Here is a 21560-nt window from a genome sequence, read left to right as displayed (position 1 = left end):
CTCGACGGACCCGTTTGAAGATCATCAATGCGCCTTTCGAACTTGTGACTTGAGTCACAGCGGGCGGTAATTGTTGACCCTGTGTACCGAGTGAACAGCTCACTGTGATTCAGTGAGCGAAGAAAGAGCGTGGAATCGGGCGATCGAAGAATTCTGGAGTTGCTGTCGAGGTCTCAGGGAGAGCGAGCGATGGAGACCGAGTCGGAGCCTTACGTCCGTCTTGCGACCCTGCGGCAGCTGCACCAAGTGGTCGCCGAACTGAACACCGCACGCAGCCTTGCGGACACCTTGCAGTCGGTTGCCGACGGCGTGATCGCGGGGCTGGGCTTCGAGCTGTCGGCCGTCAATCTGGTCCGTCCGGACGGCGATCTCGTCGTCGCCGCGGTGGCCGGTAGTGCGGGCGCCGAGGCGCTGATGGCCGGGCGGGTCGGATCCCGCTCGTCGTGGGAGCGCCGGCTGTCGATGGGGGAGCGCTGGGGCAACCTGTGCTTCATTCCGTACACCGAGGGCTGGGTGCTGGACGACGATGACGTCCCGCAGTGGCACACCGCCGGGCCCGCGCCGCGGTTCCCCGACGAGTGGCACCCCATGGACCGCCTCTTCGCGCCGATGTACTCGCAGGCCAACGGCGGCGGCGAGCTGCTCGGCGTGATCTCCGTGGACCGGCCGCGCAACGGCCGGCGCCCCGGTGCCTGGGGGCAGGAAGCGCTCCAGATGTACGCGTTCCAATCCGCCATCGCGATCAGCAATGCCCGGCTGCGGGCCAATATGCAGCGCGCCCTGGTCCGCCTGGAGCGCGAGCAGCAGGCCCTGCGCGCCAGCGAGGAGAGCTTCCGGCAGGCATTCGAATACGCGCCGAGCGGGATGGCCGTCGCCGAAATGGGCGGTGACCAGCACGGACGACTGCTACGCACCAATGACGCGCTGTGCCGGCTGCTGGGCCGCCCGGCCTCCGCGATGCGCCGCTACTCCTTCTCCGACCTGGTCCACCCCGAGGACATCGGGACCCTGCTGCGGACCTCGGCCGAGGGCGGCCGCGCCGAGCTGCGGCTGGCCCGGCGCGACGGCACCTACGTATGGGTCTCGCTGCGCAATTCCGTGGTCGCCGACACCGCCGACGGACCCCGTTTCCTGCTCACCCACGTCGAGGACATCGAGGAGCGCAAGCGCCATGAGCTTCAGCTTGCGCACCGCGCCAGCCATGACTCGCTGACCGGGCTGCCCAACAGCGCCGAGCTGCGGGCCCGGCTCGGCGCCCGGCTGTGCTCCCGCCCGCCGGGCTCGGCCGCCGACGCCTATGCCTCCTCGGCGACCATTGCCGCGGGCCCGGGGGGTGCGCACGGCTACCGGCCCGAGGGCAAGGAGCCGTTCGACAGCGCCCCCGGCGGCTATGACCACCACGTGCACACCGTCGCGCCCGCGGAGGGCGCGGAGGACGACGGCTCCAAGGGGCTTGCGGTCCTGTTCTGCGATCTCGACGGCTTCAAGTCGATCAACGACCGCTTCGGGCACCACACGGGCGATGCGGTGCTGATCGAGGTCGCCCGCCGCCTGACCAGCGGCGTTCGGGACGGCGATACGGTCGCCCGGCTCGGCGGCGATGAGTTCGTGGTGCTGGCCGACGGCCTGGGCACCGCCGACGCCCAGGACCTCGCGGCACGGCTGCGCAACGCGATCATCCCGCCGATCCGGGTGGACGGCCGGGCGGTGCGGGTCGGCGCCAGCTTCGGCATCGGCTGGGCCAGCTGCGGGATGACCGCCGAGGAGGTCCTGGCCTCGGCCGACCAGCGGATGTACATCGAGAAGCGGTCCCGCTCGAAGGCCGGTCGCCGGGCGGGCTGAGCCGCGACCGGGGCAGGCTCGGCCGGATCACCCGGCGGGTTGCCGCGTATCTCACACCGGCGGCCGTCCGCGCTGCCCACCGGCCGTTCACCGATCTGTAGCGATCTTGTGGTGGTGCGGGCACGGTGTGGCCCGGCCGCGAAGGGGTAGGCTGCGCCGATGCGGCGCGCTGCCGACGGGGGCCTGGAGAGACGGTTTCGAGCAGCCGCGCGCACGCGGACCTACGCAGGCAGAGGCGTACACATCGCTTGGGAGTGACACGGAATGACGGCCGGCAACAACGGCGCGGACACGCCGGAGAACGACGACCCGTTCGGCTACCTCTACCGCTCGGAAGGCGGTGAGGGCGCCACAGCGGGCTCGGCGTCCAACGGTGCGGCGCGGCAGCCGGGGGTTCCGAGAACCTCCTACAACCAGGTGCGCGCGGTCGGCGAGCGCCAGTACGGCGGCCAGCAGGCCCAGCAGCCGGCGTACGGGCGGCAGAACGCCCACTACGCGGCGCCGGAGACCCTGCCGGGCAATGAGCGCACGCGCTCGGTCCCGTCCCAGGGCTACGACCAGGAGCCCCGGCGCGGCCGCAACGGGCTGCTGATCGGTGCCGTCGCCGTGGTCGCGGTGGTGTGCATAGGCATCGGCGTCGCCATGTTCACCAACAACCAGGACAAGAACGACACCGCGAACAAGCCCGGCCCGACGGCCGGCGACTCGGTCGCCCCCAGCAAGGAACCGTCCACCAAGCCCTCCGCCGGTGCGCTCCCCAAGCAGGACGCGGGCAGCCTGCGGCTCGACGGCGGCGCCGTCACCGCCAAGGACGTCCCGGGCGCACGCTCGGCGAACGGCACCTATGTCGGGGGGATGAACACCCCCGGCGCCTCGGCCACTTGGACGGTGAATGTCGACAAGGCCGGCCCCTACCGGCTGAATGTCGACTACGGCGTGCCCGGCAAGGACGCCAACCTCACGCTCACGGTGAACGGCAAGGCCGACCCCCGGCCCATATCCCTGAAGAACTTCGCGCATGCCCCAGAGGGGGCCTGGGACAAGGGCTGGACCCAGTCCTGGTCGATCGTGAACCTCAACCAGGGCGCCAACGCCATCAAGATGTCGTGCGAGAGCGGCAACCAGTGCGACGTCAACCTCGACAAGGTGTGGCTGTCGCCGCCGAAGTAAGTCGAAGTAAGTCGAAGCGGAAGCAAGACGAAGCAGGCGTAACTCGCCCTCCGGGGGCGGTGTTTCACGTGAAACCATGTTTCACGTGAAACATCCGGTTCAGGCCGGGTTCAGGCTGCCGTCGGGTGATCCGTCACCACGACACGGGGCAGCAATTCCTCGTACGTCCCGGGGTCGAACTCCCCCGCGGCCGCGGCCCGTACGGTCGCCGCCGACAGGGCCACCGCGCGGATCAGCCGGTCCGGCCAGGGCAGATCCTCGACCAGGCCCGACAGCAGACCCGCCACCGCCGAGTCTCCGGCACCGGTCGGATTGCCGGCGATCGGCCACGGCGGGGCGGCCTGCCAGATGCCGTCCGCGGTGACCGCGAGTATGCCCTTCGCGCCCAGTGAGGCGGCCACCGTATGGGCGCCCCGGCGGCGGGCGTCACGAGCGGCGCGCAGCGGTTCGGTGCTGCCGGTGAGGGCGGCGAGTTCCTCGGCGTTGGGCTTGGCCAGGTCGGGCCGGGCGGCCAGGCCCCGGCGCAGCGGTTCGCCGCTGGTGTCCAGCAGAACCGGCACTCCGGCGGTCCGGGCGGCGCGGGTGAGCCGGGCGTAGACATCGACCGGGACACCCGGCGGCAGGCTGCCGCACAGGGCCACCGCCCGTGCCTCGCCGAGCAGTTCGCGGTAGGTGCCGAGGAAGGCGTCCCATTCGGCGGGGGAGACCATCGGGCCCGGTTCGTTGAGCTGGGTGGTGTCGCCGGTGGTCTCGTCGACGACGGCGATGGTGCGGCGGGTGGCGCCGCCGACCGGGACCAGCGCGTCGGTGACGTCGGACTCCTGGGCGAGCAGGGCGCGCAGCGCCTCGCCGGTGCCGCCGCCCGCGAAGCCGGTGGCGATCGCGCGGTGGCCGAGCGCGGCCAGGACCCGGGCGACGTTCAGGCCCTTGCCGCCTGGGCGTTCGGTGACCTCGGCGACCCGGTTGGTGGTGTGGGCATGCAGCCGGGGCAGCCGGTAGGTGATGTCCAGGGCGGCGTTCAGCGTGACCGTGAGGATCATGGTTCCCCCTCCCGCACCGTGCTCGGACGGCTGTGCCGGTGGGCGCAGCCGTTGGCCGGGCAGTCGTGGGCCGTGGGACGGCCCCAAGTCGGCCAACCGCGTTCGGCGGTGGCATGCGGACAAGTGCGCGAGCGATCATGCCATCGCCGACAGGGGTAGGCCCAGACCCGGGGTAACCACCGGTCACCGGGGAACCGGCCCTGACGAGTCCGCCGGCCGGTCCTCCCACCTGCGGCCTGCCCCGGAGTGCGGCACCGGGCCGACCGCTCGCCCCCGCGTGCACGCCGTGCCCGTCAGCCCTTCCCGGGACGTACCAGCCATTCCCCTTGGCGCATCACGCCGACCAGGTCGTATGCGGCGTCCAGCACCACCAGGTCGGCGTCCTTGCCGGCCGCCAGGCCGCCCGTACGGTCGTCGATACCGAGCAGCCGGGCCGGGACCGCGGACAGCACCTCGACGGCCTGATCCACGCTCAGGCCGTCGATGGTGACGGCCCGTTTGAAGGCCCGGTCCAGGGTGAGGGTGGACCCGGCGATCGAACCGGCCGTCGGCCCCTCGCTGATCCGCGCGACGCCGTCCGTCACCTCGACCTGCATCGGCCCGAGCGGATACCTCCCGTCGCTCATCCCGGCCGCGCCCATCGCGTCGGTGATGAAGGCGACGCGGTCGGCGCCGGCGCTGCGGAAGGCCAGCTGGAGGACGGCGGGGTGCAGATGGGTGCCGTCGTTGATCAGCTCGACGGTGATCCGCTCGTCCTCCAGGAGGGCCGTGACCGGGCCGGGCGCGCGGTGGCCCAGGCCCGGCATCGCATTGAAGAGATGGGTGGCCACGGAGGCGCCCGCGTCGATGGCCTCGCGGGTGGCGTCGTAGGTGGCGTCGGTGTGCCCGATGGCGGCGATGATGCCGGCGTCGGCCAGCAGCCGTACGGACTCCAGACCGCCGGGCAGCTCCGGGGCAACGGTCATCATCCGCGCGGTGCCGTGCGCGGCGTCGATCAGGGTGCGCACCGCGGCCGGGTCCGGATCGCGCAGCAGCTCGGGCTGGTGGGCGCCGCAGCGGCCGGGGGAGATGAACGGGCCCTCGAAGTGGATGCCGGCCAGATCGCCCTGTTGGACGAGTTCGGCGAGCACACCGGCCTGCCGGGCGAGGTCGTCCAGGGTGCCGGTGACGGTGGAAGCGGTCATCGAGGTGGTGCCGTGGCGCCGGTGGGTGTCGATGGCCCGCAGACATTCCTCGGGGTCGGCGGAGGAGAAGGAGCCGCCGCCTCCGCCGTGGACGTGCAGATCGACGAAGCCGGGTACGACGAGATGGCCCGGCAGGTCGATGACCTCGGTGTCCCGCTCGGGGGCGCCCGAAGGGGGCGGGCCGCCGGCGTCCCGGTCGCGGCTGCGGATCTCGCTGATCCGGGTGCCCTCGACGGTGATCCGGCCGCCGTCGACGGTGCCGCTCGGGCGGGCGATGCGGGCGCCGGAGAGGACGGTGCGCCGGGGCTGCGCCGACCGGGCCGGGGACTGGTGCGGTGCCATTACGCGGTTACCTCCGTGGAGAGAAGATCCCAGGCGAGCAGTCCTGCGCCCAGGCACCCGGCCGCGTCCCCCAGGGCCGCCGGAACGATCGAGGGGAGGGGCTGGAACGTCACGCGCCGGCGGACCGCTTCCCGCAGCGGCACGAACAGCGTGTCGCCCGCCTCGGCGAGCCCGCCACCGATGATCAGCATCTCGGGGTCGAGCAGGGTGAGCCCGGTGACCAGGCCGTCGGCCAGGGCGTCCACGGCGGCCTGCCATACGGCGCGGGCGCGGGCATCGCCCGACGCCACGGCCTTGGCCGCATCCGCCGCGCCGGCCTGCGGATCGCCGCAGACCGCCGCCCAGTCGCGGCCCACCGCGGCGGCCGAGGCCAGCGTCTCCAGACAGCCGCGCTGCCCGCAGCCGCACTCGCGCCCGCCGGGCCGTACGACGATGTGGCCGATCTCGCCGGCGCTGCCGTGCGCGCCCGCCTCGATCCGGCCGCCGGATCCGATCGCGCCCGCGATACCCGTGCCCAGCGGCACGAACAGAAACCGGCCGATGCCCTTGCCCGCGCCGATCCGGCCCTCCGCCAGCCCGCCGGCGCGCACGTCGTGCCCGAGCGCGACCGGCACCCCGCCGAGCTGCTCGGACAGCAGGGCCCGCATCGGGACGTCCCGCCACCCGAGGTTGGCGGCATAGACGGCGGTGCCTGAGGCTTCGTCAACGATGCCGGGGACCGCGACCCCGGCGGCGTCCGCCGGTGCCCCGAACCGCTCCCGGCCGAGGGCGTGCAGCTCGGCGGCGAAGCTCAGGACGGTCTCGATGACCGCCTCGGGCCCGCGCTCGCGGCCGGTCGGGCGCCGCGCCTCATGGAGCAGGGTGCCGTCCGCCCCGACGAGGGCGGCTTTCATCCCGGTGCCGCCCACATCCAGGGCGATGACGTTTCTCACGCCACCAGTTTTGCCCGATCCCGCATAAAAGGTCTAGTCCACTCACCGATTCCTTGACTCCTTGCGCCTGTTTGGCCTGGTCGGCGCACGGCCTCGTGATCTTTGCGTGGGGAGGGCGATATCGAACAGAGACTTCCGGTGGTGTAGACCTTGTGTAGACGCGCGAGTAACACTCGCGGTTCATGCCGGTGGAGGGGGACCCCCGACGCCGAGCTGGACCCGGCAGAACACAATTCGGGACAAGGGCGGTAATCAACGGTGCAGCGGCGGTACTTGAGCCTGGCGGCGGCGGGACTTGCCACCGTCATGACCCTCACTCTCACCGGCTGCGGCAGCGGCCCGGGCGACGGCGATGTCACGCTCAAGCTGGTCGCGGCGGATTACGGAGACAGTGCGGCCAACAGCTCCCAGCACTACTGGGACGATCTCACCCGCGAGTTCGAGAAGAAGCACCCCGGCATCAAGATCGACGTCGATGTCTACAGCTGGACGGACGTCGACAAGAAGGTCGAGGACATGGTCAAGGCCGGCAAGGCCCCCGACCTGGCGCAGATCGGCGCCTACGCCGACTACGCCGCCCGCGGACAGCTCTACAGCGTCGACAAGCTGCTCTCCATACCCACCGAGGCCGACTTCACCCAGTCCCTCGCGGACGCCGGCGAATACCAGCGCGTGCCGTACGGCATGCCGTTCGGCGCCAGCACCAGGCGGCTCTTCTACAACAAGAAGCTCTTCGCCCAGGCGGGCATCACCAGCCCCCCGAAGACCTGGGACGACATCGCCCACGACGCCAAGCTGCTCAAGGACCACGGCGTCAAGATGCCCTTCGCGCTTCCGCTGGGCCCGGAGGAGACCCAGGCCGAGACCCTGATGTGGATGCTCGGCGGGGGCGGCGGCTACACCGACAGCATCGGCAAGTACACGCTCGACTCGCCGCAGAACGTCAAGACCTTCGAGTGGCTCCAGAAGAACCTCGTCACCAAGGGCCTGACCGGCGGCGACCCCGCCAAGGTCAACCGCGCCGACGCCTTCCAGGGCTTCGCCGACGGCGAGGTGGGCATGCTCAACGGCCATCCCACACTGATGAAGCAGGCCGGGGCCAAGGGCATCGACTACGGCACCACGGAACTGCCCGGCATCAACGGCAAGGCCAAGGCCACCATGGGCGTCGCCGACTGGATGATGGCCTTCAAGCAGCCGGGCCACCGCGCCCAGGTGGGCCAGTTCCTCGACTTCGTCTACAGCAAGAAGAACGTGCTGAAGTTCTCCAGCACCTACGGACTGCTGCCGGTCACCGCCTCGGCCTCCCAGGAGATGATGGCCGACGACAGGTACAGCAAGCTGCACGGCTTCCTCGAACAGCTCGCCGGCGCCGAGTTCTACCCGGCCGACAAAACCACCTGGCCGCTGGTCTCCAAGACCCTCAAGGCCAAGATGGGCGCGGCCGTCGAGCCCGACGGCAACCCGTCCGCCGTCCTCAGCAACATCCAGAACACGGCGGACGCGGCCGACAACGCCGCCGGGGGATGACCGCGCCCGGGGCGCCCGGCCGGGCCTTGTCCGGCCGGGCCTTGTCCGGCCGGGCGTTGTCCGATCGGGCGTTGTCAGACCCGGGGCTTATCGTGGAAACGTGATGAGGGACGGTACGCAGACGACCGACGGCGACGAGGGCGCGGGCGGCACGGCCGGCGCGGACGACGCCGCGGACCGTACGGTGCCGGACGCCGCGCCCGCGGACCGTACGACGCCGGACGCCGCGCTCGCAGAAGGCCCGGCCGCCGCCCCCCTCTCCGACCGTGACGAAGCGGTGCTCGCCGTGGAGCGCCGCTCCTGGCCCGGCCCCGGCGCCAAGGAGCGGGTCATCCGCGAGCGCCTCGGCATCTCCCCGACCCGCTACTACCAGCTCCTGAACGCCCTGTTGGACGACCCCCGCGCCCTCGCCCACGACCCGGTCACCGTCAACCGCCTGCGCCGGATACGCGACGCCCGCCGCGCCCGCCGCTGACCCGGCGGCCCGACGGCGCCCGGCGGGTCGCCCGGATGCTCCCGTACACCCGGCATGCGCCCACGCCCCGCCGGTAGGGTCGGCGCCATGGGCAGCCCCGGGAACGCCGCGCCGAATTCCGAACCGACCCCGTCGTCCGCACCGCCACCGGACACCGCGCCGCCGCGCGCTCTGCCCACCCCCCGCACCGCCGCCGGCCGCGACGGACTCGCCGCCCTCCTGGCCCGTCCCGAACGCGCCGTCATCGCCCTCGACTTCGACGGCACCCTCGCCGATATCGTCCCCGACCCGGAAAAGGCCCGCGCCCATGACGGCGCCGTCGCCGCCCTGGGCCGCCTCGTACCGCGCCTGAAGGCCGCCGCCGTGATCACCGGCCGCCCGGCCACCGTTGCCGTCCGCCTCGGCGGCTTCGACTCCGTCCCGGGCCTGGACCACCTCACCGTCCTCGGCCACTACGGCGCCGAGCGCTGGGAAGCGGCCACCGGCACCGTCCACGCCCCGCCCCCGCACCCCGGCATCGCCGCCATACAGGCCGAACTCCCCGGCGTACTGGACGCCTCCGGCGTCTGGCGCGGCACCTGGGTCGAGACCGCCATCGAGCGCAAGGGCGGCCACGCCATCGCCATCCACACCCGCCGCGCCACCGACCCGCAGGGCGCCTTCGAACGGCTCCGCGGCCCGCTCGCCGCCCTCGCTGAACGCCACGGCCTGATCGTCGAACCCGGCCGGTTCGTCCTGGAACTGCGCCCGCCCGGTATGGACAAGGGCGTGGCCCTGGCCGACTGGATCCACGAAACCGGCGCCGCCACCGTGCTCTACGCCGGCGACGACCTCGGTGACCTCGCCGCCTTCGGAGCCGTCGAGAAGCTCCGCTCCGAGGGCCTGACCGGCATCCTGGTGTGCAGCGGCAGCGAGGAGGTCACCGAACTGGCCGACCGCGCCGACCTGGTGGTGGACGGCCCCAAGGGCGTGGTCGGCCTCCTGGGCACCCTGGCGGACCACCTCACCGAGCGCTGAGCCGAGCACTGAGCCGCGCTCACCCCTCCAAGGCCCGGCTCATGCCTTCAACGCCCGCAGCTGGTCCAGGAACCACCGCGCAGGCGGCAGCGCGGTGGCGGCCGCGGCCAGCCGCTCGGTGCGCGCGCTGCGCTCGGCATCGTCCATCGACAGCGCCTCGTGCAGCGCCTGCGCCGTGGCCGTCACGTCGTACGGATTGACGCCGAGGGCGTCCTCGCCGAGCTCCTGATAGGCGCCCGCCTCCCGGGAGAGCACCAGCGCACAGCCGCGCTCGGAGACCACCGGCACCTCCTTGGCGACGAGGTTCATCCCGTCCCGGATCGGATTGACCAGCGCCACGTCCGCCAGCCGGTACGCCGCCAGCGACCGCGCGAAATCGTCCTTGACATGCAGGACGACCGGCTGCCAACCCGCCGTCCCGTAGGCGGCGTTGATCTCCTCGGCCAGCCGGCCCACCTGCGCGGTGTACTCGCGGTAGACGGCCAGATCCTGCCGCGAGGGATAGGCGAAGGCGAGGTGCACCACCCGCTCGCGCCACTGGGGCCGGTCGGCCAGGAGGCGGCGGTAGGCCAGCAGCCCGCGCACGATGTTCTTGGACAGCTCCGTACGGTCCACCCGGACGATGGTCTTGCGGTCCGGCCCGCCGATCTGCTCGCGCAGCGCCGCCAGCCGCTCCTCGACATCCGGCCGAAAGGCCCGCTCGCGCAGGAATTCCGCGTCCGCGCCGAGGCCGTATACGCCGATCGACGTTCGGCGCGCCGTGAGCCCCGGCGGAAAGGTCCGCAGATACGGCTCCTCGTCCCGCGGCCAGAGCGCCTCGCAATCGTTCCCCAGCGCCTGCTGACAGCAGCCCATGAACGCCCGTGCCCACCGCTGGGTCAGGAAATTCGCCTGATCCGCACCGAGCAGGCCCATCACCAGCTTTTGCTGGATGTCGTCGGGCAGCATCGCGAAGTACTCCGCGGGCGCCCACGGGGTGTGCGAGAAATGCGCAATCCGCAGGTCAGGGCGGCTCTCGCGAAGCATTCCGGGCACCAGCGCCAGGTGATAGTCCTGCACGAGAACGGCCGCCCCGGGCGCCGCGGCGGCGGCCAGCGCCTCCGCAAAGGCGGTGTTGTACGCCTCGTACGACGCCCATTGCGCCCGGAATTCCGTGTCGAATACCGGCTCCAGAGGCGTCTGGTAGAGCATGTGATGGACGAACCACAGCACGGAATTCGCAATTCCGTTGTAGGCGGCGGCATGCACCTCCGCCGGAATGTCCAGCATCCGGACCCGCTGCCCGCCCGTCTCCGCCACATCCAGCAGACCCCCGGTGCGCCGTACGGCCTCCCGGTCACCCTCCCCGAGCGCCGCACACACCCACACCGCGTCAGTGTCCGGCCCAATGGCGGACAGCCCCGACACCAGCCCCCCGCCACCCCGCTTGGCGGTCAGCGCACCGCCTTCCTCCACGGTGTACGACACCGGACCGCGATTGGACGCGACGAGAACGTCGGCACCTGGCTGGACCGCGCTGCGCTCGGAGACCGTCTCGGAGACCATGTCGCGACATTAACCCGCCACCGATCCGCTCAAACGTACGGAAACCAGCCGCGGCGCGCGCAACGGGAAACGCGTCGGCGGCTCCGGCCACGGCACGGCTCAGGCCGCCTGCCGCTCCGCGTACTCCGGTATCTCCGCCATCGGCGGCCGCTCCTCCGTGTCGACCGCCGTCGTCCGCGGCACGAAGCCGTTCTCGCCCCGCTCGAACTGGGTCAGCCGCGGCCGGATCAGATGGCCGCGGGTCAGCCGCAGCTGGGCCGTGCGGTAGATGGCGGCGGCCATCCGGCCCAGCGCCTGGCCGTCCTGATGGCGGTGCTTGCGCACACCGACGTCCACCTGGGCCAGACCGTCCAGGCCGACCGTGTGCAGCGCATCGACCAGGAGCCCCAGCTCGACGCCGTAGCCCACCGGGAAGGGCAGGCGCTCCAGCAGGGAGCGGCGGGCCGCGTACTCACCGCCCAGCGGCTGGACGAAACCGGCCAGCTGCGGCCAGTGGAGATTGAGCAGCGGCCGGGCGACCAGTTCGGTGACGCGGCCGCCCTGACCTGCGCCGGAGCCCTCGCCGCCGATCTCCAGCGGACGGTCGTACATCGCCTTGACGAAATGGATGTCCGGGTCGGTCAGCAGCGGGCCGACGATGCCGGAGACAAAGGTGGCCGAGAATTCGCGCAGATCGGCGTCGATGAAGCAGACGATGTCGCCGCTGGTGGCGAGCAGCGAGCGCCACAGGACCTCGCCCTTGCCGGGCAGCGCGGGAATACGGGGCAGCACGCTGTCCCGGTGGACGACCGTGGCGCCGGCCGCCGCCGCGACCTCGGCCGTACGGTCGGAGGAGCCCGAATCCAGCACCACCAGCTCGTCGACCAGCGAAACGGCATCGGTCATCAGCTCGGCGCGTATCGTGGCCACGATCGCGCCGACCGTGGCCTCCTCGTCCAGCGCCGGCAGGACGACGCTGACCGTACGGCCGCTCTGGCGCTTCGCCTCCAGCAGCCGCCCCAGTGGGCGGTCGGCCGCGGACCAGGAACGGCTGCCCAGCCAGCGCTCCACCTCTTCCAGCACGTCTACGACTCCTCGGTGACCGCCGGACCGGCGGCAGGTGGGTGATCCATCGTGTGATCCATCTCGCGGTTCGGACGACTATCTCAACTGTCAGAGCCTTCGGTTACAGTCTTGAACAACGCGGATGACCGTCGCATGTCGGGGTCGCCGCAAAAAACGCCTGGGTTTCGGCCCAGCGCCATACCGCTCATCCAGAGGGGCAGAGGGATACGGCCCGTTGAAGCCCCGGCAACCCTCCAGCCGGTCTCCGCCGCGATCAGCGCGCGCGAGGCTCCCGGCTAGGGAAGGTGCCAAATCCGTCTCGTGGCGAGATGCGTCGCGAGGAAGATGAGGAGAAAGGGCCTCGCCTCCATGGCTGTGCAAGTCACCGAAACCGCAACCGCTCCCGTTGCTCTGGGCCCCGCCGTCGCGCTCTCCTGCCGCGAGTGCGGGCAGCGTTTCCCGCTCGGCCCCATTTTCGCCTGCCAGGAATGTTTCGGGCCGCTCGAAGTGGCTTACGACCTGCCGAGCGGCGACCCCGAGGGGCTGAAGAAGCGGATCGAGGCCGGTCCCAACAACATCTGGCGCTACGCCCCGCTGCTGCCCGTCCCCGTCGACGTGGCCGAAAAGCCGAACCTCAACCCCGGCTTCACCAAGCTGGTCAAGGCCGACCGCCTTGCCGCCGAGCTGGGCGTCACGGGCGGCCTGTACGTCAAGGACGACTCCGGCAACCCGACGCACTCCTTCAAGGACCGCGTCGTCGCGATCGCCGTCGAGGCCGCCCGCGCCTTCGGCTTCACCACCCTGTCCTGCTCCTCCACCGGCAACCTGGCCGGTGCGGTCGGCGCCGCCGCCCGCCGGGCCGGGTTCAAGTCCTGCGTCTTCATCCCGCACGACCTGGAGGCCGGCAAGGTCGTCATGGCCGCGGTCTACGGCGGCGACCTGGTCGGCATCGAGGGCAACTACGACGACGTCAACCGCTTCTGCTCCGAGCTCATCGGCGACCCGCTGGGCGAGGGCTGGGGCTTTGTGAACGTCAACCTGCGCCCGTACTACGGCGAGGGGTCCAAGACCCTGGCGTACGAGATCTGCGAGCAGCTGGGCTGGCAGCTGCCGGACCAGATCGTCATCCCGATCGCCTCCGGCTCCCAGCTGACCAAGATCGACAAGGGGCTCAAGGAGCTGATCGCCCTGGGTCTGGTCGAGGACAAGCCGTACAAGATCTTCGGCGCCCAGGCGGAGGGCTGCTCGCCGGTCTCCGCGGCCTTCAAGGCCGGGCACGAGGTCGTACGCCCCCAGAAGCCGAACACCATCGCCAAGTCGCTGGCCATCGGCAACCCGGCCGACGGGCCGTACGTCCTGGACATCGCGCGGCGTACGGGCGGTGCGGTGGAGGATGTCAACGACGAGCAGATCGTGGACGCCATCAGGCTGCTGGCGCGGACGGAAGGGATCTTCGCGGAGACCGCGGGCGGCGTCACCGTCGGTGTCACCAAGAAGCTCATCGAGGACGGTCTGCTCGACCCGGCCCTGACCACCGTCGTCCTGAACACCGGTGACGGCCTCAAGACCCTGGATGCCGTCGCCGCCGGCCCCACGGCCACCATCCGTCCGGACCTGGACGCGTTCCGCGCGGCCGGCCTGGCCGGCTGAGCCCCGGCCGGAATCCCCGAACCCGTACCCCGCAGTCGCTGGAAGGCAGAACCATGAGCGTCAAGGTCCGCATCCCCACCATCCTCCGCACCTACACCGACGGCCAAGCCGAGGTCGCCGCCGAGGGCGCGACCCTCTCCGAGGTGATCGCCGACCTGGAGAAGAACCACACCGGCATCGCGGCGCGGGTGCTGGACGACGCGGGCAAGCTGCGCCGCTTCGTGAACGTCTATGTCAATGACGACGACGTCCGCTTCGAGCAGGGCCTGGAGACGCCGACGCCGGACGGGGCGGGCGTGTCCATCATTCCTGCCGTAGCGGGAGGCTGCTGACCGGCGGCCTCTGAAGACGCGGTGACGCGGCGTTCAATTTGCGCCATCTCGCGCCCCGCGTGACGGAAATTGCCCCATCCGCCCAAAAGCGGATGGGGCAATTCCATGTCCGGAAAGGCGATACGATGGGGCCGATCTCTTTCGTGCGATCGCGTACAACCCCTCGTACCACCTATGCGCCCCCCTCGCATGGCCCTCGTACCGCTTTCGCACAGCTCCCGCGCATGCCCAACGCATATGTGATCGCACCGAGTTGTGCTCAAAGTGTGTGCAGCATTTGTCGGAAAACGGAGCTATGCCCGGCCCGACTTGCCCTGGCGTAATGCGACTTAGCGGCATAATTGCGGATTCTCCGGTGCCAGAATTCTCGTCCAATTGACCTGTTGCGCTGGGCATTGGTGCAGATACATTCAGCGGCGGTCGACGCGTTCCGGCGCACACCCCACGGGCCTTTCGAGGGGTGAGGTCTGACCCGGGTCCGCGGAGTGCGGTCCTGCGCAAGGGCCAGTAATAGGGGAGTTAGGCATGGCTCAGGGCACCGTCAAGTGGTTCAACGCGGAGAAGGGCTACGGCTTCATCGCGGTCGACGGTGGTGCGGATGTATTCGTCCACTACAGCGCGATTCAGATGGACGGCTACCGCACCCTTGAGGAGGGTCAGCGGGTCGAGTTCGAGATCTCGCAGGGCCAGAAGGGGCCGCAGGCGGACATGGTCCGGGTGGCCGGCTGAGGCGCCGACCGACTGCAGCGTCGCGAAGGCCCGCACCCCTGTAGGGGCGCGGGCCTTCTGCATGCCGTATCCACGCCCGCGCCCGCACCCGTATCGATGCGCGCGTCCACACCCGCTTGCGCCCTCCCGTCACCCGACCACCACCCCCCAACGAGCCCGCTTCGCAGGCGCGCCTTGTGCACTCCCGTCACCCGACCACCACCCCCAACGAGCCCGCTTCGCGGGCGCGTCTTGCACTCGGTGGGCCCGAGTGCTAATCATTGGCGTTAGCACTCTCCGGGTGAGAGTGACAATCAAGGATCGGGTCGGCGAGGTCCGCGGGCCGGGTGGGGCAAGGAACCACACGGTGTGCAGACCGTCCGTCGCGGGCGCCAGCGCGGTCCGGAGCAATCCACCCCGATGTCCGGGAGGACCACTTCACATGGCCAAGATCATCGCGTTCGACGAGGAGGCACGGCGCGGTCTCGAGCGCGGGATGAACCAGCTCGCCGACGCCGTCAAGGTCACCCTCGGCCCCAAGGGCCGCAACGTCGTCCTCGAGAAGAAGTGGGGCGCCCCCACGATCACCAACGATGGTGTTTCCATCGCCAAGGAGATCGAGCTCGAGGACCCGTACGAGAAGATCGGCGCCGAGCTGGTCAAGGAGGTCGCGAAGAAGACGGACGACGTCGCCGGTGACGGCACGACGACCGCGACCGTCCTGGCCCAGGCCCTGGTCCGCGAGGGCCTGCGCAACGTCGCCGCCGGTGCCAACCCGATGGCTCTGAAGCGCGGCATCGAGAAGGCCGTCGAGTCCGTCTCCGCCGCCCTGCTGGAGCAGGCGAAGGACGTCGAGACCAAGGAGCAGATCGCCTCCACCGCGTCCATCTCCGCCGCCGACACCCAGATCGGCGAGCTCATCGCCGAGGCCATGGACAAGGTCGGCAAGGAAGGCGTCATCACCGTCGAGGAGTCCCAGACCTTCGGTCTGGAGCTGGAGCTCACCGAGGGTATGCGCTTCGACAAGGGCTACATCTCGGCGTACTTCGCCACCGACATGGAGCGTATGGAGGCGTCGCTCGACGACCCGTACATCCTCATCGTCAACTCCAAGATCGGCAACGTGAAGGACCTCCTTCCGCTGCTCGAGAAGGTCATGCAGTCCGGCAAGCCGCTGCTGATCATCGCCGAGGACGTCGAGGGCGAGGCCCTGTCGACCCTGGTCGTCAACAAGATCCGTGGCACCTTCAAGTCCGTCGCCGTCAAGGCCCCGGGCTTCGGTGACCGCCGCAAGGCCATGCTCGGCGACATCGCCATCCTCACCGGTGGCACCGTCATCTCCGAGGAGGTCGGCCTCAAGCTGGAGAACGCCGGTCTCGACCTGCTCGGCCGCGCCCGCAAGGTCGTCATCACCAAGGACGAGACCACCATCGTCGACGGTGCCGGTGACAGCGACCAGGTCCAGGGCCGCGTCAACCAGATCCGCGCCGAGATCGAGAACAGCGACTCGGACTACGACCGCGAGAAGCTCCAGGAGCGTCTGGCGAAGCTGGCCGGCGGCGTGGCCGTCATCAAGGCCGGTGCCGCCACCGAGGTCGAGCTCAAGGAGCGCAAGCACCGCATCGAGGACGCCGTTCGCAACGCGAAGGCGGCCGTCGAGGAGGGCATCGTCGCCGGCGGCGGCGTGGCCCTGCTCCAGGCCACCCAGGTCTTCGAGAAGCTGGAGCTCGAGGGCGACGAGGCCACCGGTGCCGCCGCTGTGAAGCTGGCCCTGGAGGCCCCGCTGAAGCAGATCTCGGTGAACGCCGGCCTGGAGGGTGGCGTCATCGTGGAGAAGGTGCGCAACCTGACCCCGGGCCACGGCCTCAACGCCGCGACCGGCGAGTACGTCGACATGATCGCCGAGGGCATCATCGACCCGGCGAAGGTGACCCGTTCCGCTCTGCAGAACGCCGCCTCCATCGCCGCGCTGTTCCTGACCACCGAGGCCGTCATCGCCGACAAGCCGGAGAAGGCCGCCGCGGCCGCTCCGGGCGGCATGCCGGGCGGTGACATGGACTTCTGATCCGGCCACCGGATCAGACCGCCGGTCCCTCGCGGCCGCGGGTCCACACGTTCGCCGGGGCGGCACCCTTCGTACGAGGGGTGCCGCCCCGGCGGCGTTTCTGCCCGGAGACCTGCGCGGGACCGCCGGCCGGATCCGTCAGAAGGGCTTGGTGGGCAGGTACTTGCCGTCGAGGGTGATGACAGCGCGTTCGCCGCCCTCGGGGTCGGCGACCTTCTTCACATCGAGCCGGAAGTTGATCGCGCTGATGATGCCGTCCCCGAACTGCTCGTGGACCAGCGCCTTGAGCGTGGTGCCGTAGACCTGGAGCATCTCGTAGAAGCGGTAGACGGTGGGGTCGGTGGGGATGCCGCCGGGGATCGAGCCGCGGGTCGGGACGGTCTGCAACAGCCGCGCGCCGTCGGCGTCGAGGCCGAGCAGTTCGGCCACGGCCTCGGCGGACTTCTCCGGCAGGGGATGCTGACCGAGGACGGCGGCGGTGGTGAAGGCCACCGACAGTCCGGCGGCGTCGGCGATCTGCTGCCAGGTGAGGTTCTTACGGGTCTTGGCCTCGACGGCGGCGTTCGCCAGGGCCTGGCGGGCGGTGGGGTCGAACTGGGCGTGCATCATGGTCGGTTGGTCCTTCTCGCTTGGGGTTGGGGTTGGGTTTGGGGGTTCGGGAGGGGGATTAGGGGTGCGGGGGAGGGTCAGGCCGCGGTCGCGGTGTCAGGGCCCGCGGCGGAGAGGTTCTCCACGCCGCCGGTGGCGATGTCGTAGACCCAGCCGTGGAGGGTGAGCCGGTTCTCGGCGCGGGCGCGGGCCACCGAAGGGTGGGTGGCCAGGTTCGCCAGCTGGGCGAGCACGTTCTGCCGTATCAGCGCGGCCACGTCCCCGGTGGCGGCGGTGCGGGCCTGCGCGGCGTCCGCGTGCCGCAGCCAGCCGGCGACCGCCGGAGCGTCGCTCATGTCGTGGCGCCCGGCGAGGGCGGTCATCGCGCCGCACCCGGAGTGGCCGCACACCACGACGTCCGACACGCCCAGCGCGGATACGGCGTACTCGACGCTCGCCGCCACTCCGTCGCCGCCGGGGCGGTAGGCGGGGACGAGGTTGCCGGCGGTGCGGATGACGAACAGCTCGCCCGGCTCGCTGCCCGTGATCAGTTCGGGCACGACACGCGCGTCGGAGCAGCCGATGAACAGCGTCCGCGGGGTGTGATGGGCGGCCAGGTGGGCGAACAGCTCCGCCTTGGCCGGGAAGACGTCCCGCTGGAAACGGGCGACGCCCTCGGCGAGGTCCTGCATGGGGCGCACGGGGCACATGGGGCACTCCCTTCGGTGGCGACCGACCGCGGTGGCCGGTGAAATCCACCCTGCATGACCTGTGCCTATAGCGTCCAAGACGCAGTACGCATGCAAGCTATTGGTGTCATCTATAGACGCATCTACACTGCCGCCCATGGCCCTGGAACTGCGTCATGTGCGCTACCTGCTCGCCGTCGCCGAGCACGGCAACTTCACCCGTGCCGCCGAAGAGCTGCACATCTCCCAGCCCACCCTGTCCCAGCAGATCAAACAGCTCGAACGTGCTCTGGGCGTACAGCTGCTGGACCGTACGGGGCGCGCCGTACGTCTCACCGACGCCGGCGAGGTCTACACCCGCCACGCCCGGCGCGCGCTACGCGACCTGGCCGCCGCCGAACGCGCCGTCCACGACGTCCAGGACCTCTCCCGCGGGCACCTGCGCCTGGGCGTCACCCCCACCTTCACCGCCTACCTCGTCGGCCCGCTCACCGCCGAATTCCACACCCGCCACCCCGGTGTCACCCTGACCGTGCGGGAGACGACCCAGGACCGCATCGAGTCCGCCCTGCTCGCCGACGACCTCGACGTCGGCATCGCGTTCACCGGCCCCCATCTGCCCGGCATCACCACCATCGCGCTGTTCACGGAAACCCTCAGCCTCGTCACCGGTGCCGGGCGCGCCCTCCCGACGCCCCACCCTCCGCTCCCGGTCCAGGCTCTCCACGGCCGCGATGTGGCCCTGCTGAGCAGCGACTTCGTCACCCGCAGCCATATCGACGCCTACTTCGCCCGCCATCGCATCGCGCCCCGTATCGCGGTCGAAGCCAATTCCATCCAGGCCCTCACCGAAATCGTCCGGCGCACCGAGCTGGCCACGGTCCTGCCCGACGCCGTCACCGACGACCACCCGCACCTCGGCACCGTCCCCCTCGACCCGCCCCTGCCCGCCCGTACCGTCGGCCTCCTCCGTCGCGAAGGCGCCTACCTCAGCGCCGCGTCCCACGCCTTCACGCAACAGGCGCACGACCTCGTGCGCTCCCGCGGCTACCCGTCGGCGGGGTGACCCCCTGGCGCCTGATTGCCCCTTAGTGTCGACAATCGCCCCTTACCGTCGACGTTCGGTGGAATCCCATGCCTTTCGCCCCCTGCATCAGCGTCCAGGACACCGCCGCCAGCCTCGCCTTCTACAACGAGAGGGCGGCGCTGGAGCGCAGCGAGCTGGGGAAGTACGCATGAGCCGTCACCGCCCGCCGAAGCGCGGAGGAGCCGTCACCTCCCGCTGAAGTGCGCCGTGGCAAGGGCGCTGCCGTCGGCCGCGGTCAGGCGGACGCCGGAGACGGTGGAGAGGTTCACGGAGGCCGGGGCACCCCAGTAGGCGTCCCCGCCGCGCATGTGGAAGGTGCCGAGCCGGACGGTGGTGCCGTTGCTGCGCTGAAGGAGACAGATGACCTTCCCGCTGTACTTGATCCCGGCGTCGGCGAGATCGACGGACATGAACACCAGGCCCGGTGAGCCGGGAGGTGACCCGGGGTGGGCATAGATCTCACCGGCAGCCTCCCGGTGCCCAGCAACGGCCCCGGTGAGGTCCGCACGCAGCATGTTCGGCACGGTCTGGGCGGGCCGTGCCGGTCCGGCCGCCACGTTCTCGATGGCCATGCCGACGGCCCAGCCGCCGGCCCCGAGGCCGAGCGCGAGGACGGCCGCCGCCGACGCGATCCGCAGCCGTATGCCCCTACGGGACCGTTCGCGCCGCTTCCCGACACCGCGGGCGACCACATGTCCGTCGCGCGCCGCCGCGGCCTGGCTCAGCCGGCGCGCCACCCGGGTTTCGAAGCCGGCGGGCGGTTCGGTGCCCGGCAGGAGGCCGAGCAGCCCGTCGCCGACCAGGGCCAGCTGCTCGATGTACTCCCGGCATTCCGCGCACCGGTCCAGATGGGCGGTCGCCTCGGCCCGCTCCCGGCCCGCGAGCACGCCCAGCGCCAGCTCGGCACCGGTGTCGCGCAGCTCTTCACAGGTCAGGTTCCTAGTCATGGCCGCCTCGCTTCGGAGACGTGGGGTCGGGGCGTGGGGGGTCGGGGGTGGGGGCGGCGGGGTCGGGGGGTGGGTGGTCGGGAGGTTCATGGTCAGGTGCATGGTCCGGACGCGCCGGGCCCGTCCGCGTCGGTCCCGGCGCGGCAAGCGTGGCCCGCAGCTTCCCCATCGCCGTCCTGATCCGCGTCTTCGCCGTGCCCAGCGGGATGTTCTCCCAGTCGGCGATCTGCTGAGCGGTCATCCCGTAGATGCCGGCCATCGCCAGCGCGCGGCCCTGCTCGCGCGGCAGGGCCGCCACCGCGGCCCGCAGCGCGGCCGACGCCTCGTCGGCGAGCGCCCGCTGCTCGGGCGTCTCGGTGACCACGTCCAGCAGCGCATCGAGGTCCTCGGGCGCCACCGGCTCCGGCCGACGCGAACGCACCGCGTCGATGGCCAGATTGTGTGCAATGGTCGTCAGCCAGGTCGTCACCGATCCGCGGCGTGCGTCGTAGACCTGTGCATGCCGCCACGCGCGCTCGAACGTCTGCTGGGCGATGTCCTCGGCGAGCTGCGCATCGCGCGTGACGGCGATGGCCACGCCGAAGACGGTGTGCTGGAAGCGCCGTACGAACGTGACGGCGAGCTCGGGGTCACCCGTGGCCAGACCAGCCAGCAGCGCCTCGTCCGGGATGCGTCCGACCGGGAGCTGCAACCTCTGCATGCCCTTATATACGGTTCGCCCCGGCCAGGGGATTGCCTGGCGGTTACGGAAGACCACGCCTCCATTCTCCTCCGCCTCCCGCGGAACGGCGGCGCTCACCGTACGCGCAGGGACGTCGCCGGGCGGGTGACCTGCGGCGGCGACGGACGCGGCTTCCCCGCGCCGTACCAGGTGGCGAACGCGGCGAGGAACGCGACCTCGGAGGCGATGGACAGAGCCCCGTACGGAAGGTCCCATTCCGTTTCGTGGTAGCCCGGCAGCCCGACCGTACGGGACAGCGCGAAGCCGAGAATCATGCCGCCGTTGACCAGCGCCCCCAGCCACCACCCCGGCAGGGGATTGCGTCGCACGAGCCCTGCGGCGGCGATGAGCAGAGCAACGCTGCCGACCAGGAACAGGACTCCTATGTAGGTCTTCTCCTCAAGATGTTCGGGAGCGATCACGATATGAACGACCGCGCTGAGGAGGGCGCAGACACCGGCGGCCCCCCTCAGCGACACGTCGGCAGCTCTGGAAGGCATCGGGGGCCTCCTGGCATTCGACGGGATTTCGCAGGTCGGATCCATCTGGGATACGTATGAGCCCGCGGAATGGTTTTTGATCGCCCCGGCGCGGCGAGGTGATGGGCCGTCAGGGGCGTATGTGCGGCTGCGGCCGCCCGGGGCGGGCGGGC

The 21560-nt window shown here is 70.9% G+C and carries 19 protein-coding genes, 1 pseudogene and 1 riboswitch; of the genes and pseudogenes, 10 read left to right on the top strand and 10 right to left on the bottom strand.

Annotated features, from left to right (window positions below; genetic code table 11):
• Positions 1 to 189: 189 nt before the first annotated feature.
• Positions 190 to 1842 carry a diguanylate cyclase CdgB gene (gene cdgB / locus SNA_RS35760; protein WP_030063858.1) on the top strand — a complete coding sequence of 551 codons (1653 nt, stop codon included), beginning with the start codon at positions 190 to 192 and terminating at the stop codon, positions 1840 to 1842.
• A gap of 264 nt (positions 1843 to 2106) precedes the next feature.
• On the top strand, positions 2107 to 3012 hold the full coding sequence (locus SNA_RS35755) for a CBM35 domain-containing protein (protein ID WP_030063859.1): 906 nt from the start codon (positions 2107 to 2109) through the stop codon (positions 3010 to 3012).
• Between the two features lie 110 nt (positions 3013 to 3122).
• Here the strand turns inward: SNA_RS35755 and SNA_RS35750 are convergent, their stop codons facing one another.
• The 3 genes from SNA_RS35750 to SNA_RS35740 all read right to left on the bottom strand — a co-directional run bounded on the left by SNA_RS35750 (position 3123) and on the right by SNA_RS35740 (position 6510).
• Positions 3123 to 4052: a 1-phosphofructokinase family hexose kinase gene (locus SNA_RS35750; RefSeq protein ID WP_030063860.1), complete on the bottom strand. Its 930-nt coding sequence runs from the start codon at positions 4050 to 4052 to the stop codon at positions 3123 to 3125.
• Positions 4053 to 4345: 293 nt separating this feature from the next.
• Positions 4346 to 5578, bottom strand: a complete 1233-nt coding sequence (nagA, locus tag SNA_RS35745; RefSeq protein WP_030063861.1) for an N-acetylglucosamine-6-phosphate deacetylase — start codon at positions 5576 to 5578, stop codon at positions 4346 to 4348.
• The gene (locus SNA_RS35740) at positions 5578 to 6510 is read right to left on the bottom strand and encodes an ROK family protein (RefSeq protein ID WP_044368572.1); all 933 of its coding nucleotides are present in this window, start codon (positions 6508 to 6510) and stop codon (positions 5578 to 5580) included. Before SNA_RS35740 ends, nagA begins: the two co-directional genes overlap by 1 nt.
• Positions 6511 to 6768: 258 nt before the next feature.
• On the opposite strand from SNA_RS35740, the gene SNA_RS35735 reads away from it, so the two are divergent.
• From SNA_RS35735 to otsB, 3 genes are all read left to right on the top strand, one after another.
• The gene (locus tag SNA_RS35735) at positions 6769 to 8040 is read left to right on the top strand and encodes an extracellular solute-binding protein (RefSeq protein WP_030063864.1); all 1272 of its coding nucleotides are present in this window, start codon (positions 6769 to 6771) and stop codon (positions 8038 to 8040) included.
• Positions 8041 to 8143: 103 nt separating this feature from the next.
• Positions 8144 to 8515, top strand: a complete 372-nt coding sequence (locus tag SNA_RS35730; protein WP_420823545.1) for a DUF3263 domain-containing protein — start codon at positions 8144 to 8146, stop codon at positions 8513 to 8515.
• An 87-nt stretch (positions 8516 to 8602) separates the two neighbouring features.
• A complete protein-coding gene (gene otsB, locus SNA_RS35725) occupies positions 8603 to 9532 on the top strand; it encodes a trehalose-phosphatase (RefSeq protein WP_078970440.1) in 930 nt (309 codons plus the stop codon).
• Between the two features lie 39 nt (positions 9533 to 9571).
• Here otsB and SNA_RS35720 read toward each other — a convergent pair whose 3' ends face one another.
• Complete coding sequence (locus SNA_RS35720; protein WP_044368571.1) at positions 9572 to 11077, bottom strand: alpha,alpha-trehalose-phosphate synthase (UDP-forming); 1506 nt, start codon at positions 11075 to 11077, stop codon at positions 9572 to 9574.
• Between the two features lie 99 nt (positions 11078 to 11176).
• Entirely contained in the window at positions 11177 to 12139 is a 963-nt protein-coding gene (locus SNA_RS35715) for a glucosyl-3-phosphoglycerate synthase (protein ID WP_044368570.1), read from the bottom strand.
• A 184-nt stretch (positions 12140 to 12323) separates the two neighbouring features.
• Positions 12324 to 12473, top strand: a riboswitch (SAM riboswitch).
• Between the two features lie 17 nt (positions 12474 to 12490).
• Here SNA_RS35715 and thrC point away from each other — a divergent pair.
• The 4 genes from thrC (at position 12491) to groL (ending at position 16876) form a co-directional block, all read left to right on the top strand.
• Positions 12491 to 13771, top strand: a complete 1281-nt coding sequence (gene thrC / locus SNA_RS35710) for a threonine synthase (protein WP_044368569.1) — start codon at positions 12491 to 12493, stop codon at positions 13769 to 13771.
• Positions 13772 to 13824: 53 nt separating this feature from the next.
• Positions 13825 to 14103, top strand: a complete 279-nt coding sequence (locus SNA_RS35705; protein ID WP_030063870.1) for a MoaD/ThiS family protein — start codon at positions 13825 to 13827, stop codon at positions 14101 to 14103.
• A 525-nt stretch (positions 14104 to 14628) separates the two neighbouring features.
• Complete coding sequence (locus SNA_RS35700; protein WP_003986833.1) at positions 14629 to 14832, top strand: cold-shock protein; 204 nt, start codon at positions 14629 to 14631, stop codon at positions 14830 to 14832.
• Between the two features lie 421 nt (positions 14833 to 15253).
• On the top strand, positions 15254 to 16876 hold the full coding sequence (groL, locus tag SNA_RS35695) for a chaperonin GroEL (RefSeq protein WP_030063871.1): 1623 nt from the start codon (positions 15254 to 15256) through the stop codon (positions 16874 to 16876).
• Between the two features lie 138 nt (positions 16877 to 17014).
• Here groL and cynS read toward each other — a convergent pair whose 3' ends face one another.
• Together cynS and SNA_RS35685 are read right to left on the bottom strand one after the other, a co-directional pair.
• A complete protein-coding gene (cynS, locus tag SNA_RS35690) occupies positions 17015 to 17485 on the bottom strand; it encodes a cyanase (RefSeq protein WP_030063872.1) in 471 nt (156 codons plus the stop codon).
• Between the two features lie 77 nt (positions 17486 to 17562).
• Complete coding sequence (locus SNA_RS35685; RefSeq protein ID WP_030063873.1) at positions 17563 to 18156, bottom strand: carbonic anhydrase; 594 nt, start codon at positions 18154 to 18156, stop codon at positions 17563 to 17565.
• A gap of 154 nt (positions 18157 to 18310) precedes the next feature.
• On the opposite strand from SNA_RS35685, the gene cynR reads away from it, so the two are divergent.
• Entirely contained in the window at positions 18311 to 19219 is a 909-nt protein-coding gene (gene cynR / locus SNA_RS35680) for a transcriptional regulator CynR (protein ID WP_030063874.1), read from the top strand.
• Between the two features lie 206 nt (positions 19220 to 19425).
• Here cynR and SNA_RS35675 read toward each other — a convergent pair whose 3' ends face one another.
• The 3 genes and pseudogenes from SNA_RS35675 to SNA_RS35665 all read right to left on the bottom strand — a co-directional run bounded on the left by SNA_RS35675 (position 19426) and on the right by SNA_RS35665 (position 21408).
• Positions 19426 to 20187 carry a hypothetical protein gene (locus SNA_RS35675; protein ID WP_044368565.1) on the bottom strand — a complete coding sequence of 254 codons (762 nt, stop codon included), beginning with the start codon at positions 20185 to 20187 and terminating at the stop codon, positions 19426 to 19428.
• Between the two features lie 136 nt (positions 20188 to 20323).
• Positions 20324 to 20887 (bottom strand): annotated as a pseudogene (locus tag SNA_RS35670) (RNA polymerase sigma factor); the annotation flags it as partial.
• A 95-nt stretch (positions 20888 to 20982) separates the two neighbouring features.
• Positions 20983 to 21408 carry a hypothetical protein gene (locus SNA_RS35665; protein WP_157880187.1) on the bottom strand — a complete coding sequence of 142 codons (426 nt, stop codon included), beginning with the start codon at positions 21406 to 21408 and terminating at the stop codon, positions 20983 to 20985.
• Positions 21409 to 21560: the final 152 nt, after the last annotated feature.

The sequence above is a fragment of the Streptomyces natalensis ATCC 27448 genome, from assembly GCF_000935125.1.
Classification (GTDB): Bacteria; Actinomycetota; Actinomycetes; order Streptomycetales; family Streptomycetaceae; genus Streptomyces; species Streptomyces natalensis.
The sequence above is the reverse complement of the archived record's forward strand: the minus strand, read 5'-3'. Positions and strand labels throughout refer to the sequence as shown.

Excerpts from the sequence above, each read along its gene's own strand:
- SNA_RS35675 (WP_044368565.1), bottom strand. The coding sequence starts at position 20,187 with ATGACTAGGAACCTGACCTGTGAAGAGCTGCGCGACACCGGTGCCGAG.
- SNA_RS35685 (WP_030063873.1), bottom strand. The coding sequence starts at position 18,156 with ATGCAGGACCTCGCCGAGGGCGTCGCCCGTTTCCAGCGGGACGTCTTC.
- otsB (WP_078970440.1), top strand. The coding sequence starts at position 8,603 with ATGGGCAGCCCCGGGAACGCCGCGCCGAATTCCGAACCGACCCCGTCG.
- cynS (WP_030063872.1), bottom strand. The coding sequence starts at position 17,485 with ATGATGCACGCCCAGTTCGACCCCACCGCCCGCCAGGCCCTGGCGAAC.
- nagA (WP_030063861.1), bottom strand. The coding sequence starts at position 5,578 with ATGGCACCGCACCAGTCCCCGGCCCGGTCGGCGCAGCCCCGGCGCACC.
- SNA_RS35730 (WP_420823545.1), top strand. The coding sequence starts at position 8,144 with ATGAGGGACGGTACGCAGACGACCGACGGCGACGAGGGCGCGGGCGGC.
- SNA_RS35700 (WP_003986833.1), top strand. The coding sequence starts at position 14,629 with ATGGCTCAGGGCACCGTCAAGTGGTTCAACGCGGAGAAGGGCTACGGC.
- SNA_RS35750 (WP_030063860.1), bottom strand. The coding sequence starts at position 4,052 with ATGATCCTCACGGTCACGCTGAACGCCGCCCTGGACATCACCTACCGG.
- cdgB (WP_030063858.1), top strand. The coding sequence starts at position 190 with ATGGAGACCGAGTCGGAGCCTTACGTCCGTCTTGCGACCCTGCGGCAG.
- groL (WP_030063871.1), top strand. The coding sequence starts at position 15,254 with ATGGCCAAGATCATCGCGTTCGACGAGGAGGCACGGCGCGGTCTCGAG.
- thrC (WP_044368569.1), top strand. The coding sequence starts at position 12,491 with ATGGCTGTGCAAGTCACCGAAACCGCAACCGCTCCCGTTGCTCTGGGC.
- SNA_RS35665 (WP_157880187.1), bottom strand. The coding sequence starts at position 21,408 with ATGCCTTCCAGAGCTGCCGACGTGTCGCTGAGGGGGGCCGCCGGTGTC.
- SNA_RS35755 (WP_030063859.1), top strand. The coding sequence starts at position 2,107 with ATGACGGCCGGCAACAACGGCGCGGACACGCCGGAGAACGACGACCCG.
- SNA_RS35720 (WP_044368571.1), bottom strand. The coding sequence starts at position 11,077 with ATGGTCTCCGAGACGGTCTCCGAGCGCAGCGCGGTCCAGCCAGGTGCC.
- cynR (WP_030063874.1), top strand. The coding sequence starts at position 18,311 with ATGGCCCTGGAACTGCGTCATGTGCGCTACCTGCTCGCCGTCGCCGAG.
- SNA_RS35705 (WP_030063870.1), top strand. The coding sequence starts at position 13,825 with ATGAGCGTCAAGGTCCGCATCCCCACCATCCTCCGCACCTACACCGAC.